Origin of the sequence: Pelagicoccus mobilis (assembly GCF_016595505.1) — a bacterium.
Lineage (GTDB): Bacteria > Verrucomicrobiota > Verrucomicrobiia > Opitutales > Opitutaceae > Pelagicoccus > Pelagicoccus mobilis.
Window position 1 is genome coordinate 18,934 of sequence record NZ_JAENIL010000062.1, and the last position, 14,675, is coordinate 33,608.

At 52.0% G+C, this 14,675-nt stretch carries 8 protein-coding genes; all 8 read left to right on the plus strand.

Going from position 1 to position 14,675, the window contains the following annotated elements; genetic code table 11:
* Nucleotides 1-237: 237 nt before the first annotated feature.
* The 8 genes from JIN87_RS23685 to JIN87_RS23720 all read left to right on the plus strand — a co-directional run bounded on the left by JIN87_RS23685 (nt 238) and on the right by JIN87_RS23720 (nt 14,451).
* A complete protein-coding gene (locus JIN87_RS23685; protein ID WP_200358258.1) occupies nt 238-3,120 on the plus strand; it encodes a dienelactone hydrolase family protein in 2,883 nt (960 codons plus the stop codon).
* 273 nt (nt 3,121-3,393) lie between these two features.
* A complete protein-coding gene (locus JIN87_RS23690) occupies nt 3,394-5,238 on the plus strand; it encodes an alpha/beta hydrolase fold domain-containing protein (protein ID WP_200358260.1) in 1,845 nt (614 codons plus the stop codon).
* Between the two features lie 57 nt (nt 5,239-5,295).
* Nucleotides 5,296-6,759: an alpha-L-fucosidase gene (locus JIN87_RS23695; RefSeq protein WP_200358262.1), complete on the plus strand. Its 1,464-nt coding sequence runs from the start codon at nt 5,296-5,298 to the stop codon at nt 6,757-6,759.
* Nucleotides 6,760-6,776: 17 nt separating this feature from the next.
* Nucleotides 6,777-8,252, plus strand: coding sequence for a Gfo/Idh/MocA family protein (locus tag JIN87_RS23700; RefSeq protein ID WP_200358264.1), 1,476 nt, complete (start codon nt 6,777-6,779; stop codon nt 8,250-8,252).
* Nucleotides 8,253-8,556: 304 nt separating this feature from the next.
* Nucleotides 8,557-10,152: a sulfatase family protein gene (locus tag JIN87_RS23705; protein WP_200358266.1), complete on the plus strand. Its 1,596-nt coding sequence runs from the start codon at nt 8,557-8,559 to the stop codon at nt 10,150-10,152.
* An 11-nt stretch (nt 10,153-10,163) separates the two neighbouring features.
* Nucleotides 10,164-11,765, plus strand: a complete 1,602-nt coding sequence (locus tag JIN87_RS23710; RefSeq protein ID WP_200358267.1) for a sulfatase-like hydrolase/transferase — start codon at nt 10,164-10,166, stop codon at nt 11,763-11,765.
* Nucleotides 11,766-11,794: 29 nt separating this feature from the next.
* Complete coding sequence (locus JIN87_RS23715) at nt 11,795-12,553, plus strand: SGNH/GDSL hydrolase family protein (protein WP_200358269.1); 759 nt, start codon at nt 11,795-11,797, stop codon at nt 12,551-12,553.
* Nucleotides 12,554-12,684: 131 nt separating this feature from the next.
* Nucleotides 12,685-14,451, plus strand: coding sequence for an arylsulfatase (locus JIN87_RS23720; RefSeq protein ID WP_200358271.1), 1,767 nt, complete (start codon nt 12,685-12,687; stop codon nt 14,449-14,451).
* Nucleotides 14,452-14,675 lie beyond the last annotated feature (224 nt).

The window sequence follows — 14,675 nt, forward strand, 5'->3', positions numbered from 1 at the left end:
AAGGGGCTTTAGCTCAACGCCACTTGTTCAAACCTTTTAGCATGTGGGATTTTTCCGATTATAGGGACCTTCTAGAAAACGCAGCCTTCGCGAATTGAATCATCGTAGATATTGTCCATTTCGCCTATCCTTAAAATTGAGGATATTCAGGCATTTCCAAATTGAATATACTTGCGAACGATTTGGTAAACCGAACGCCCCTACAAGCTTACAAGCGAACTAAATATGAAATGTACCATGAACAAGCAACACTTCACCCTGCTCTTCGTGATCCTCGCTCTGTTGGCGATGGCGCCCCTCACGGATGCGCAAAGGCAGCAGCCCTCCGAAGAGCAACTGGAGCAAGCTCTCAAGCGTTTTCCCGAAGCGGACATCAATGAGGATGGCAAGCTGACCGTCGAGGAGATCCGACAGTTCCGTCAATCCAGCCAGAGGAATAGCCGTAGGGCCGCAGCGGCGCAACCGAAGCACAGTGAGGATGCGAAACCTGTTGAGGCGCAGCCGCGGAGTAGTGCCACCGAGCAAGCCCTTTTCAACACCGAAGAGATTCTCGATGTAAGCACTTTGGATACAAAGATAATCCAGGACTGGCATCCCGTGGGGAACACGCGACAGAAGGCCATCGAAATCAATGTTGCCGATTGGTGGCCGGGGCAGGATTATCGGATTCCGGTGCGTATGATTGTGCCCCTCGAAGGCAAGGCGAAGGGCTTTAGCATTACGGGATCCAATGCCTATGAAGGGTTGATGAAAGACACGGAGCCAAGCGAGTTTGAGGCGAAGCTGTTGGCAGGGGGCGTGGGCATCGTTAAAACGCATGTGAAGGCCTTTAGGCAGATTCCGGGTAAGAAGAGCTTGGAGCAAAAAATGCAGCGCGAGTTTATGAAAGACCTGAACCCGCGTTATACGGTTCTCTGGATGTGGTCGATGACCTTGATGCGGGCCACTACGGCGGCGTATGCGGAAACCGAATACTTCGAGCCAGGCAAAGTGGCCGGTTCGGGCAGTTCCAAGAATGGCATGTCGCCTGCGGTCGCTTTGATCAATGACGAGCGCTTTACTGCGACCTGCTCCAATCATGCGTCTCCTTACTTTTCGCCCACTCGAAGAGCCGAAGAGGAAGAAATCGCCAAAGCTGAAAGGGCAAACAAGGTATTCTTTGAAGCTGTCAAGGCGGGTGCTGTCGATCTGGATCAAGACCGCGAGAGGGTTTTTCGGCGCGTCATGGTGGGATCCGCCGGCGGCGCGGGTCAGATGGCGATGAAAGCGGGGAAATCCATGGACGAGATGCAAAATTTTCTGGATCGTTTATGGTCTAGCGCCAGCGTTGCGGAGAATTGGGATCGCTTGATGGAGCGTGGCGTCGATATTCTTTTCGAGCCGGGAACGCATGACTACGTCGCCTATGATATTGTCTGGGGAGCGCAAAACCATCCTCAGGTGCCTGTCTATTACCAGCCCAACGGCGGGCACCATCAAACGCCGCATGTCGCGACGGCAAAGGACGAACAGAATAGAGACGCTTTTCTTTGGCATCACTTCTTCGGCGGTGATTCCTTGCTGAGCCCTCCGGCGTCGAGTCATAAAGTCGAAAAGGATAAACTTACGGTTCGCGTGAGCTTTGAGGAAGGGCCTCAGCCGACAGACGGGCGCATCTGGTGGATGTATGATCGAGCGCCCGAAGGGTCCGCGCCGTTCATGCTCACGCCCATCCCTGAAGACCAATGGGCGGACATGGAGAGGGATCCCAAGAACGGTTCATGGAGCGTCACCATACCGCTAAAGGACGGGGCTTCCCGCATCGATTTCTTCAGTAATCACGGGCACAGGGCCAACGGCTATCAGCAGTATTTGTCCAGTCCCTACACGCGGGTGAAGCTTTCTGAAGAGGCTGATTCGAAGATTCGGATGACGTCGTCGACGGCGCCCGCGGCCGTGCAACGCACGCAGGCTGGGGGTGGGAAAGTCGCTGAGAAAGGAGGCGGACCTGACCAGGAAACGAAGGAGCAATTTATTAAGCGTGTGGAGAGGAACACAAAGAAGAGTGGTCAGCAGCTCGATCGAAAATCCATCGAAGCACGCTTCCAGCAGATGGATGCCAACCAGGATGGCATCGTTACCAGAGAAGAGAGACGAGCTCGACTGAACGAGGCCCAAACGGCGGCGCCCGTAGCGGCGCAACCGACGGCGTCCGGTACGAATACGCAATCGCCACAGCCCTCCGAAAGGCAGCGGGCGCAAATCCTCAAACGTTTTCCCCAAGCGGATACAGATAAGGACGGCAAGCTCTCCACGGAGGAAGTCCAAGCGTTTGTCCAATCCAGGCAGAGGAGAGGGCGCCCGGCGGCAGCGGCAGCGCCGCCACCGACGCCGGCGGGGGATGCAAAACTGGCTGAGGCGCTGGCGGAGATGAATGCGCGGTTTAAGAATGTTGAGATGGAGCTTATCGAGTGGCCGAGCTCCTTGCATGAGAAGCTCGGAAAAATGACGAAAATTGCGTTGATGACGCGCCCAGTGGAGAAGACGGAAGGGAAGCTGCCCTTGCTTATTAATTTGCATGGGGGAGGTCAGCGTTGGTGGGACATGAGTTTTGAACAGCAGCTTGAAACTGCGGCGAGGTTGGGGATGAAGCGGGGCTTTGATATCGCGGAGCTAGCGGGTAAGAGCTTGATCACTCTCGATCCTAACACGGGGGAACGTTGGGTTCCGAATTCGCTCGATACGATGCTGGATTACGTCTTGGAAAACTTTCCTGAGGTGGATGCCGATCGCGTGTATGTGATGGGCTACAGCGCGGGGGGCGGAGCGACTTGGAGATGGATCAATCAATCGGCGGATCGATTTGCCGCGGCGGCCCCTTGCGGCTTTACGGGCGGCAATGCTGAGGACAATTGGAAAGGACTCGCGAACTTGCCGATTTGGGGAATGGCGGGCAGCGAAGATGGAAAGAATCCAGCTGGAGTCAGAAAAATGGTGGAGCGCTTGAAGGCGGCGGGCAATGCGAACGTAAAGCACACCGAGTTTGCAGGAGCGGATCATAGAGAGGGCGGCAAAGCAGTCTTCAATACGGTGGAGCTGGTGGATTGGATGCTCGGGTTTGAACGGAATGTATCCAAATAGGGAGTACTTAAACGGGCGTTCGATCGCTGTGGGTATAGTAAAAGGATGGGTAGTATTTGTAAGACGATAAAGAAGCTAGCGCCTTTAGTAGGGGTGCTAGCTTGGGGGGCTAATCAGCATGGGGTTGCAGAGCCATTTGTTTCACCTGATGAATATGACTGGAGGTGGGAGGTAGGTGGAGAACCTACATTCCCCAACGAGGCCTATGGACCTGAGAATTTGGTAGATATCGGCACAAATCCTTGGGGTAAATCAAACGAAGGCGACAACCAGTTGTTTGATGTTTGGGTTCCCGATGGCGCTGGTCCCTTTCCCGTTTATATTTATGCTCATGGGGGCGGTTTCACCGGCGGGAGTAAAAAGAGAATGGTGCTTTCTGGACCGCTGCTTGCGAATGATGGCGTGGTTTATGTGAATATGCACTACCGCATACACGGTGGAACGCCTGAAGGGGTAACTGATGCGATAAATGATGGGATTGCCCTTATAAACTACCTTAAAGACAATGCCGAAAAATATAAATTAAACCCTGATCAGATATTTGTAGGTGGCGGTTCTGCGGGCGGCGTTCTGTTCAATGATATTGTTTACAAGAAATCAGTATCTGGTATCAAAGGCGTATGGCATTGGAATTTGTTCCGGAAAGAAGGGCATTCCGTGGACTTCGAAGATCCGCAACTTCTTGCTGACGTTTCCATCCCTGTTGTTAATGCGCATCCCGATCCCTATCCAAGCGATAATTCCCATAGCGCCTTGGATGCTTTCAATTATTCCCAAGCTAATTATAACGCAGGCCAATCGGGGACGTTTTTTAAAGCGCTAAGAGAGCATCCATCTGCAATTGGTTACGAAGATCCTTATGTGAATATCGAGCAGATATGGAAAGATGGTCAATGGATCAAAGATTCAAGAGATGGCACTGATACAGGCGAACGAATCCCAAACTTGGCAGAATGGATCTACGAAATAATCGGAAACGATCCACCGGCTAATTCAGACTACGAAGTATGGAAAACCAACTACGGCATCACCGACGATCTCGCGGATGACGACAATGATGGGATCGTGAATCGGCTCGAATTTGCCTTGGGTGGTAATCCGAAGAGTTCGGATGCTGAAGGTCGTAGACCGATGCTCAGCAAAAATGGCAGCGTTTTTGAATACGTTTTCCATCGAGGTGTGGCGAGTTTGGATTACACCCTTGAGTCAAGTTTGGACCTCGATCACTGGGAGCTGTTCGCTACAGTGGATGATTCGCATGGATTAGTGGGAACCCCGGCGACCGTATTGCTTCCAGACAGCCAAATTGGCAGCAGTGCTTTGTTTCTACGCTTGAAAGTAGAGAACGCAGCTGAACAACCACCGCAGCCGACTGTGGATCCTGAACTTGCTGAGGCGGTGGCGGGTATTAACGCGGGGTTTGAAAATGTTGAGGTGGAGGTTATTAAGTGGCCTAGCGAGTTGAATGGTAACCTTGGAGCAATGCATGAATTCGCTTATGTTACGCGACCTGTGGAGAGTACTTCAGGGAAGCTGCCCTTGATCATTTCCTTGCATGGTGGAGGACCGAATTGGTGGGTCATGAGTTTGGAAGAGCAGATAGAGATTTCGGCTCAGATAGATAAGGTGCGGGGCTATGATTTGGCGGAACTTGCGGGGAAGGAGCTGATTATGCTTGAGCCAAACACGACGGCAGATTGGGAGGCGGATGAGCTCGATGCGATGCTTGATTACGTGTTGGAGAATTTTCCTGACGTGGATACGGATCATGTGTATGTGATGGGCTACAGTAAGGGGGGCGGCGGTACTTGGACTTGGCTCAATGAGTCCGCGGATCGATTTGCGGCAGCGGCGATTGGAGGGAACAATGGCGCTGGCGCTATAGACGATATGGCGACGCTTGCGAATTTGCCGCTTTGGCTGATGGTGGGTGGCGATGATACTCCTGCCCCAGGGATGGAGAATAGGGTGAACCAGTTGAGGGCTGCTGGGAATGAGAGTGTAGAGCATACGGTCATCGAAGGGGCGGATCATGGAGAGGCGGGCGATGTATTTTTTAGTTCGGTGGAGATGGTGGATTGGTTGCTTGGGTTTGAGCGACCGGGATCCACGGAATGAAATAGGAATGATTTTTGTGAAAGTATAGATATAGATTTGAACGTTTTTTTTAGTAGTATGAGAAAACAGAATACATTGTGCTTATTATTGACCCTGTTGGCAGGAGGTGCGTTGGCTTCGGAAACCCCGAATATAAATCCGCTGAGCGATGATGAGCGGCTTGCCTGGTGGCACGAAGCCCGTTTTGGCATGTTTGTGCATTGGGGGGTATATTCGCAGTATGCCGGAATTTACAACGGACATGATCAGGCCAAAGGGGGTGCAGAATGGGTTATGAACCGATGTAAAATTCCCGTGGCCGAATACAAGGAAAACGCGAAGCACTTTAATCCGGATAACTATGATCCGGAGTCCTGGGTTAAAATGGCCAAGGATGCGGGGATGAAATACTTGATCATTACCGCGAAGCACCATGACGGGTTCGCTCTTTTCGACAGTGCGGCCAGTGACTGGGACGTGGTCGATGCCACACCCTATGGTAAGGATCTCTTGAAGCCTTTGGCTGAGGCTTGCGAAAAACAGGGGATCAAATTGGGATTCTATTATTCCCAAAACCAGGACTGGTGCCATCCTGGAGGAACGGCCGCACGTAGATTATCGAAGGAAGGCTGGCCCAATCCTGATGCCGCAAAAGTTGATGCCTACACCAAAGTGCATAAGGGCCACTGGGATCCGGTTCAGGAAACCGCGACCTTTGAGGACTATATAGACGGGGTCGCAGTCCCTCAGGTGCGGGAAATATTAAGCAATTATGGTGAAATATCCGTTCTGTGGTGGGATACTCCACGCGGCATGACCGATGACGCTGCACTGAAATTACAGGAGCAACTTAAACTGCAGCCTCATATTATCACAAACGACAGGTTGCATCGCCCGAAGTTTCCCGGAGACACAAAGACTCCGGAGCAGCACATCCCTGATGCCCACGGTTTGGAAGGGGTGAACTGGGAAGTCTGCATGACCATGAATACAACCTGGGGATATGGGTTGCGAAAAGTGGACGCTGAGTGGAAGTCTTCCGAGACCTTAATTCGGAACCTGGTGGACATTGTTTCAAAAGGTGGAAACTACCTGCTGAATGTCGGTCCCAAGCCGGACGGATCCTTTCCCGAAGAAAGCATCGTTCGCTTAAAGGAAATCAGCGAATGGATGACCGTTTATAACGAGGCTATTCACGGTACAAAGGCCGGACCTTATAAACCCTTCTCTTGGGGGCGTTGTTCCAAAAAAGAGAATGAAGAAGAGACCACTCTGTATTTCTACGTTTTTGACTGGCCCGCGGTGGGAGAGTTGAAGGTTCCCGGAGTGGCCAACGATGTGATGAACGTAACCCTTCTGGCTGATCACACGGAACTGAGAGCGCATAAGAATGACGGTAGTCTAGTGATTGAGCTGCCCGCCGAAGCCCCCAATGACATTGCTAGCGTGATTGCGGTGACCGTGAAGGGTAAAGTGGAGAACCAGTATAGTAAATCCCAAGAGGATGAAATTGATTCCGGAGCGCTGGACACGAGGCACTAGTTTATATCATATATAAAATGAATCCTTTTACTCGAAGAAAATTTATATCCAAAACGGTGACCGCTGGAGCGGCGGTCTCGGTGGCGTCGGCTTTGCCGCGGGTCAATGCTGCGAGGAAGGGCAGCGCGAATAATGCTATTCAGTTGGGCATCATTGGAGTGGGCAGCAAAGCGAGGGGGCATATCCAGCAGTTGCTCGAGATGAGCGATGTACGGATCGTGGCGCTATGTGATGTGGATCAGGCGCACTTAGATCGCGGACAGAGTGAGTTGGATAAGAAGGGGCTGAAGGCTAAAGAGTATCGAGACATGCGGGACCTTTTGGATGATTCCGAGGTGGACGCAGTCTTGATCGTTACGCCGAATCATTGGCATGCTCTGGCAACGATCTGGGCCTGTCAGGCGGGAAAGGACGTCTATGTCGAAAAACCGGTTTCCCATAATTTGTGGGAAGGAAAGAAAATGGTCGAAGCTGCTCGCAAGTATAAGCGGATGGTACAGGCTGGTACGCAAAACCGATCCGATAATGGGTTTCGCCAAGCATTGGAGTATATTCGAGAGGGGCAGCTTGGAAAGATCCAGTGGATTCACAGCTTGTGGTACAAGAAGCGCGAATCGCTGGGTCGGGTTGCAGGGCCTCAATTGATACCTGGCGGGGTCGACTACGACCTTTGGACTGGACCGGCTCCTTTAGAGCCTCTGATGCGGAAGCAACTGCATTACGACTGGCACTGGAATTGGAATACCGGAAATGGGGATATGGGCAACCTGGGTGGGCATATTATGGATGATGCCTCGAACATCACCGGTACTCACGGAATGCCGAAGCGATTCTTGTGCTTGGGTGGAATGTATTCAAGAGATGATTACGGGGAAACTCCGAATATACAGGCGGCGTTCGTCGAGTACGAAGACGCTCCGCCGATAATCGTGGAGTTGCGTGGTTTGCCTCATAAGAAGGGTGCCGCGTACATGGACAACTATCGGGGCAAACGTTCCGGTAACATCGTTCAGTGCGAAGGAGGATATTTCGCGGGCGGCCGCGGCGGAGGCATTGTCTACGATAATGATGGAAAGAAGATCGAGAAGTTTCCTGGGGACGGTGGGATGACTCATTTCGAAAACTGGTTTGAGGCTATTCGTACCCGTAAGCGCTCCATCATGAGGGCAGAAATTGCAGTGAGTGTGCGTTCGGCGAATCTCTGTCATATGGCGAACCTCGCGTACCGAAGCGGGCTTCCTACCTCGATTGACGATATTACGGCACGCGTGGGAAGCTACGGTCATGCGACGGAAGCGATCGAATCGATCACTGCTCATCTAGGCAGAAATGAAGCTGATCTGGCTGCGGCCCCTTTAAGTTGCAGTCAGTGGATTCATTACGATGAGAAAAAGATGACGTTTTCGGGTGGCGGTGACTATGGCGATTCGGTCGCCAATGCACTGGTCGAACCGCGCTATCGAGCTCCTTTTGTCGTGCCGAAAAAGGTGTAGGCGGCTGCTTACGACTCAGCCTCTTAATCACCGGTTTCGTTGGCGACGCCGAGCTGCGTCCGCATGAAGCTCCGGCTGGCTGGTGCCGCCTTGCTCTGCTCTCGATTGAGCCTGCACTACTTGTTCAAATCATTTTGCGAGTGGTATATTGACGGTCTTCGAGGTGGGAATGACTTCGTCGACCTACACAAATAGAGGGTACACGGAAGGGGTTCGTTTGCTATTATAGGCCTCATACTTTTTGCAACAGTTACCAGTTCAATGATAATTGACTGGTGTTTTTGCACCCTCGGTACCCCACGATATGAATTTTAAAGCAATTACCCTAATCGGACTTCTGTTTCTCGGAACAGGCCTTCAAGTTCTTTTTGCCGATTCTCGGCCGAATATCATCTATCTGATGTCGGACGATCAGAGCTCCTATTCGATGGGGTGCTACGGCAATTCTGACGTGAAGACGCCGAACCTGGATCGGCTTTCTTCCCAGGGCGTGACCTTCGACAACCACTACGTTACCACCGCGATTTGCATGGCGTCCCGGGCTACGGCGATGACGGGCATGTACGAGTACAAGCATGGCTGCAATTTCAGCCATGGCGAGATGATGACCAGCATCTGGGCCAATTCCTATCCGATATTGTTACGAGAGGCGGGCTATTTGACCGCATTTGCGGGCAAGTTCGGCTTCGAGCTTCGCGAGACGCCAAATGGACCGAAACTGGAGTTGCCAGCCGAGGACTTCGACCGCTGGGGAGGTGGCCCTGGCCAGACTTCTTACGATACGAAAAAGAACAAGTCGATGGTCGCCTACGCCAAGGAGTACCCGCATGCGACGCTCTCATACGGAGCTTTCAGCCGTGACTTCATTCACGCGTCAGCTAAGTCAGATCAGCCCTTTTGTCTATCGATCAGCTTCAAAGCTCCGCACAAGCCGGCGACGCCAGATCCTCGGTTCGATGATGTCTATGCCGGAATGACTTTCAAGAAGCCGGCCAACTACGGTCGTGAGCACGGCGAGCATTTTTCTAAGCAAAGCAAGCAGGACCGGCAGTACGAACGCTTCCACTCCTGGAACTATTCCGATAAGTACGACGAGGTGATGGCGACCTATCATCAGCAGATCTATGCGATCGACGTGGCGGTTGGTATGGTACGCGAGGCGCTGGAGGAAGCCGGGGTCGCGGATAACACCGTCATCATCTATACTTCTGACAACGGGTTCTTCTGTGGTTCGCATGGTTATGGTTCGAAGGTCTTGCCGTACGAGGAGTCGACGCGGGTTCCTCTGATCATCTACGATCCGCGGCATGCGAACTCGGGGAAGGGCCTGCGTTCCGATGCCCTGACCGGCAATATCGATTTCGCCCCCACGATCCTGAGTCTTGCAGGCTTACCTGTTCCGGAAAACATGGATGGTAGCAATTTGATGGCACTTTATGAGAATCCCAATGCGGAGTTGCACGAGTCGCTCGCGTTGGTCAATGTCTGGGGCGAGGCGGCAACTCATGCGCTTGGCGTTGTAACGAAAGACATGAAGTATCTGCATTGGGGATACGCTGCTGAAGGATTCGAAGTCACGGAAGAGCTCTATCACTTGGGAAAAGACCCATTGGAATTGACGGAATTGTCTGGGAATCCCGAATACAGTCCGGCGATGCAGGCGATGCGCAAGGCTTACGATCGGCATCTGTCAGACTGGAAGAAAGAAGCGGTCGCCTACAACAATTACCAACCCTACGGAACCATCTTTGATCGAGAGACGGACTGGTCCGAAAAAGAAGGACTGTTTGATGCGAAGGGAATCGAAGCAGCCAGAAAAGCGACTGCGGAAGCTCGAAAGACGAACGCCGTCGCTCCGAAAGACAAAGGCGATAAGGCGAACAAGCGCGAAGACCGATAATAGCACGAACAATGTTTCGAGTCATTTCAAACCCCAAGGCTTTGCTTTACCTTGTGGCGGTCAGTCTGATGTTCGTTATAGCCGCTTGTACGCAAACTCCGGCTGAAACGGAGAGCCGCCCGAACGTGATCGTCATTCTGGCGGATGACATGAGGACCGGAGCGATGGGATTTGACGGAGATCCACTCATCAAGACCCCTAACCTTGATCAATTGGCGGCGGATGGTACGGTTTTTAGCAAGGCCTTCGCTACCAGCGCGGCTTGTACGCCGAGCCGGACTACGCTCTTGACCGGACTGTACGAACGTCGACACGGGATCAACTTCAACTCAAAGAGCAGCATGACCGAAGCTGCTTATGCGAAAACCTACCCGATGCTTCTCAAGGCCGCCGGCTATTTCGTCGGCTACGTCGGAAAGAACCACACGCCTATCGGCAAAAACGAAGCAGGAAAAACCGGATACAATAGTGGCGTCATGGATCGGAGCTTCGACTATTGGTATGCGGGCCATCATCATTTGACCTTCTATCCGAAGGACAAGAAGCGGCATGCCATTTTCAAGAATGCCCAGGCCGATACGCAGGTGGAGATTCTGGAAGAGGGCGTGGAGAACTTCATGGAGCCCAACGAAGCCTTTCAGGCGGGAAGCAGCTTTCTGGAAAGTCGCCCGCAGGGTCAGCCCTTTGCCCTGTTGATCAACTTCAACGTTCCCCATTCTGTGGGCACGGGTTCGATGGAATTGAGGGAGAGTGATTTGGACTTGTATAAGTCTGCTTACCGAGAGCAATTGCACGAGATCGAGCTACCTTCGACCTATGTTGCCGAGAAGGACATCACCGGACCGAAGGTTCCTCATTCCGTCTATAATGGGGAGTATATCAGCTCCTATGATTACGTGAAGACGCCTGATGGATTGAGAGAGCGTTGTATCCGAGAAATGCAGACGATCTCTGGCATTGATAAACTGCTGGGGAAATTGCAAGCGCAGCTTGAAGCTCAGGGTGTCGCGGAAAATACGGTCATAGTTTTTACTTCTGATCACGGTTTGATGCACGGCGAGTTTGGCTTAGGTGGAAAGGTGTTTCTTTACGACCCATCGGTTCGGGTTCCTATGATCGTATACGACCCGCGTGCGAAGAAGAGGGATAAGGTCGATCAAAGCGACGAGCTGGTCGCATTGGTGGATATTGCTCCTACTTTGTTAGAGCTGACGGGTACGTCGGGATCGGCGGAAATGCAGGGCAAGAGCCTCGTACCTCTGCTGGAAGGCGAGCCTGTTGAATGGCGGAATGAGATTTTTCTTGAGAATATGATGACCATCCAGAATTACCCACGTATGGAAGGGGTGCGTACTCACAGGTGGAAGTACGTGCGTTATTTTGATCGGGAGAAGGATCAGCACTATAGCGAGATGATCGACGCTTCCATCAATGGCGAGCAGCCCATCTATGAGGAGCTATTCGATTTGGAAAACGATCCGCAAGAAATCCACAATCTGATCGACGTCGCCGCTCATGCTGCGACCGCCGATGCCTTACGGCAGCGAAACGCAAAGCTTGTGAGAGAGTATCGTGGTACTGAACCGCTGGATACTTATGTCGTAGGGCGATGAAAGTGAATGCTTACAAACAAATGATCATTATGAAAAAACGTGTTTTTTGGGGGGTTGGTTCCCTTTTGTTATCAGGATTGGCTTTTGCCGGATCTTCGGAAGAGGCATGGCAGGAGCTGATTGGCGAGAGATTTGCTAAGCGGATTGAGTTCGCTTATGTCGAGAACGACCCGGATCTACCCAACGTACTGATCTATGGCGATTCCATATCTATCGCGTATACCCCAAGGGTTCGCCAAAACTTGGACGGGAAGGCGAATGTCTATCGCCTTTACTGTAACGGTGGGGACTCAAGCTCCTTTGTCGGCAAGATGGAAAAGATGCATGATACGATGAGGGACGAAACGCTGGATGCTCCTTGGTCGTTTGAGTGGGATGTGATCCACTTTAATGTCGGGTTGCATGATTTGAAGTACCTAGCTGACAAGAAACTCAACAAGGAGGAGGGAACCCAGGTGTCGACGATTGGTGAATACAAACGGAATCTATCGGACATCGTTTCGTATCTAAAAAAGAGCTTTCCGCGGGCGAAACTCGTATTCGCGACCACGACCCCGGTGCCTGAAGGAGAGCCCGGACGGTTCGCTGGAGATGCCAAACGTTATAATGCGGCTGCTCTAGAAGTGTTAGGCAATCATGAGGATATCGTGATCAACGACCTATATTCATTCACGCTACCGAACCAGCCAAAGTGGTGGATTAGGGCAGGTGACGTTCACTACAATGTGACCGGAAAGACAGCTCAGGGGGATCGTGTTGCTTCTGTTTTGTTGGACAATCTGAAATAGTGATACTCCTTGGGCGTACTTAGGAGTGTAGTTTATGTAAGAAGTGAGGCTTACCTGTGGCTTGGGTCCGATTTGACAGCAGTCGATCTGTCTCCTATGTGTCGCGGAGCTTCCGACCCTCCCACCCATTTATGATGAAGACCTTTATTCTCGTTATCTTGTTTTCCTTTGCAGCCACGTTGTTTGCCGATCGACCAAATGTGGTCTTGGTAATGACGGATGACCAGGGCTATGGTGACCTGTCGTGTACTGGAAATCCGATCCTAAAGACTCCAGCGCTTGACGCTCTTTACGAGCAGAGCACTCGTTTTACCGACTTTCATGTTAGTCCGACTTGCTCGCCGACGCGCGGGGCTCTCTTGAGTGGACACTATACGAATCGGGCGGGCCCATGGCATACGATTAAGGGGCGTTCGATGTTGCGATTGAGCGCGATAACCATGGGTGAGGTGTTCGAGGATGGTGGATACGCTACTGGCTTGTTTGGAAAATGGCATCTTGGCGATTCCTATCCGTATCGTCCTGAGGATCGAGGCTTTCAGGATGTGGTTCGCCACGCTGCTGGCGGGGTCGGGCAGACTCCGGATTTCTGGGACAATTCCTACTTTGACGATACTTATTTTCGCAACGGTGTACCGGAAAAGTTCGAGGGTTTCTGCACGGACGTTTTTTTCCGTGAGGCTACACGCTTTATTGACGAGAGCATTGAAGCTGGAAAACCGTTTTTCGCTTATGTGACACCGAACGCCCCGCATTTGCCGTATCACTGTCCAGAGGAGTATTGGGAGATGTACAAGGGCAAGGGCTTGAAGCCGGAAGAGGAGATCTTCTTTGGCATGATCCACAATATCGACGATAATGTGGGAGCTCTCCGGACTCATTTGGAAAAGAAGGGTGTATCCGATAATACGATATTCATCTTCATGACCGATAACGGGACGGCCACCGGTCACGATGTATTCAATGACGGGATGCGCGGCAAGAAGGGGAGCGCTTACGAGGGCGGTCACCGGGTTCCGTTTTTCATTCACTGGCCAGATGGCAAACTCGATGTTGCTCGAGACATCGATACCTTGACTTCCCACATCGACGTATTGCCGACAATGATGGACCTTTGTGGGTTGGAGATCCCAATGGATTACAGTTTCGATGGACGTAGCCTTTCTCCGCTGCTTTACAATAATCCGACACCTTGGGTGGAGCGTACGATTGTTACGGACTCGCAGCGGGTTGTTGATCCGATCAAGTGGAAGGATTCTTCGACAATGACGCAGCGTTGGCGTTTGATTAACGGAAAAGAGCTTTACGATATCGTGGCTGACCCTTCGCAGAGTAAGGATGTTGCTAGTATGCATCCCGATGTAGTTTCGTCGTTGAGGGCTGAATACGAAAAGTGGTGGGATAGCATTTCGCCTACTTTTGCGAAGGAGGAGCGATTGCGAATCGGTACGGACGTGGAGAATCCTGTTGTACTCAACGCGCATGACTGGATTACGGAGGCTCCCGTTTCTCCTTGGAACCAGGGGCATATCCGCCGAGGGGCAAAGATCAACGGATATTGGGCGATCGATGTGGAGATGGCGGGAACTTATAGTGTGGAGCTTCGTCGCTATCCGCCTGAGCTCTCGGCTGCGATCAATGCGGAATTGGATCCTGGAGCCCCGGTTATCGGCTTGGAAGCGTATCGCGGTCCAGCGGGAAGAGGCATAGGCGCGAAGAGCGCTGTGTTGTCAGTGGGTGACTTTAATGAAGAAAAACCGGTCAGCGACGCCGACGAAGGTATCCTCTTTACGGTAGAGCTACAGGAAGGTCCAGCCGATCTTCATGCGGTTTTCAAAACGGGGCCTGATGGGGAAGATGTAATTGGGGCTTACTACGCAGTGGTGAATCGTCTTTAAGGTCAGGCATGTGAGGGGGGAGGCTCTTCAATTGATAGAGCTGTAGTGCCTTGGGTACCGCTGGTCTCGAAGGCGCGGACTTCCGTGCCTGCGAAAACTACGGGCCTCTCTACGGAAAGAAGTTGTTGCTAGAATTTTGTTTTAGAGACGGTCCGATAACGTGAGAGTTCCTGAATTGAAATGTGGGAGCGTGCTTGTCACGCGATTCGGCAGGGGAAGCGTTG

Excerpts from the sequence above, each read along its gene's own strand:
- JIN87_RS23685 (WP_200358258.1), top strand. The coding sequence starts at position 238 with ATGAACAAGCAACACTTCACCCTGCTCTTCGTGATCCTCGCTCTGTTG.
- JIN87_RS23695 (WP_200358262.1), top strand. The coding sequence starts at position 5,296 with ATGAGAAAACAGAATACATTGTGCTTATTATTGACCCTGTTGGCAGGA.
- JIN87_RS23700 (WP_200358264.1), top strand. The coding sequence starts at position 6,777 with ATGAATCCTTTTACTCGAAGAAAATTTATATCCAAAACGGTGACCGCT.
- JIN87_RS23705 (WP_200358266.1), top strand. The coding sequence starts at position 8,557 with ATGAATTTTAAAGCAATTACCCTAATCGGACTTCTGTTTCTCGGAACA.
- JIN87_RS23710 (WP_200358267.1), top strand. The coding sequence starts at position 10,164 with ATGTTTCGAGTCATTTCAAACCCCAAGGCTTTGCTTTACCTTGTGGCG.
- JIN87_RS23715 (WP_200358269.1), top strand. The coding sequence starts at position 11,795 with ATGAAAAAACGTGTTTTTTGGGGGGTTGGTTCCCTTTTGTTATCAGGA.
- JIN87_RS23720 (WP_200358271.1), top strand. The coding sequence starts at position 12,685 with ATGATGAAGACCTTTATTCTCGTTATCTTGTTTTCCTTTGCAGCCACG.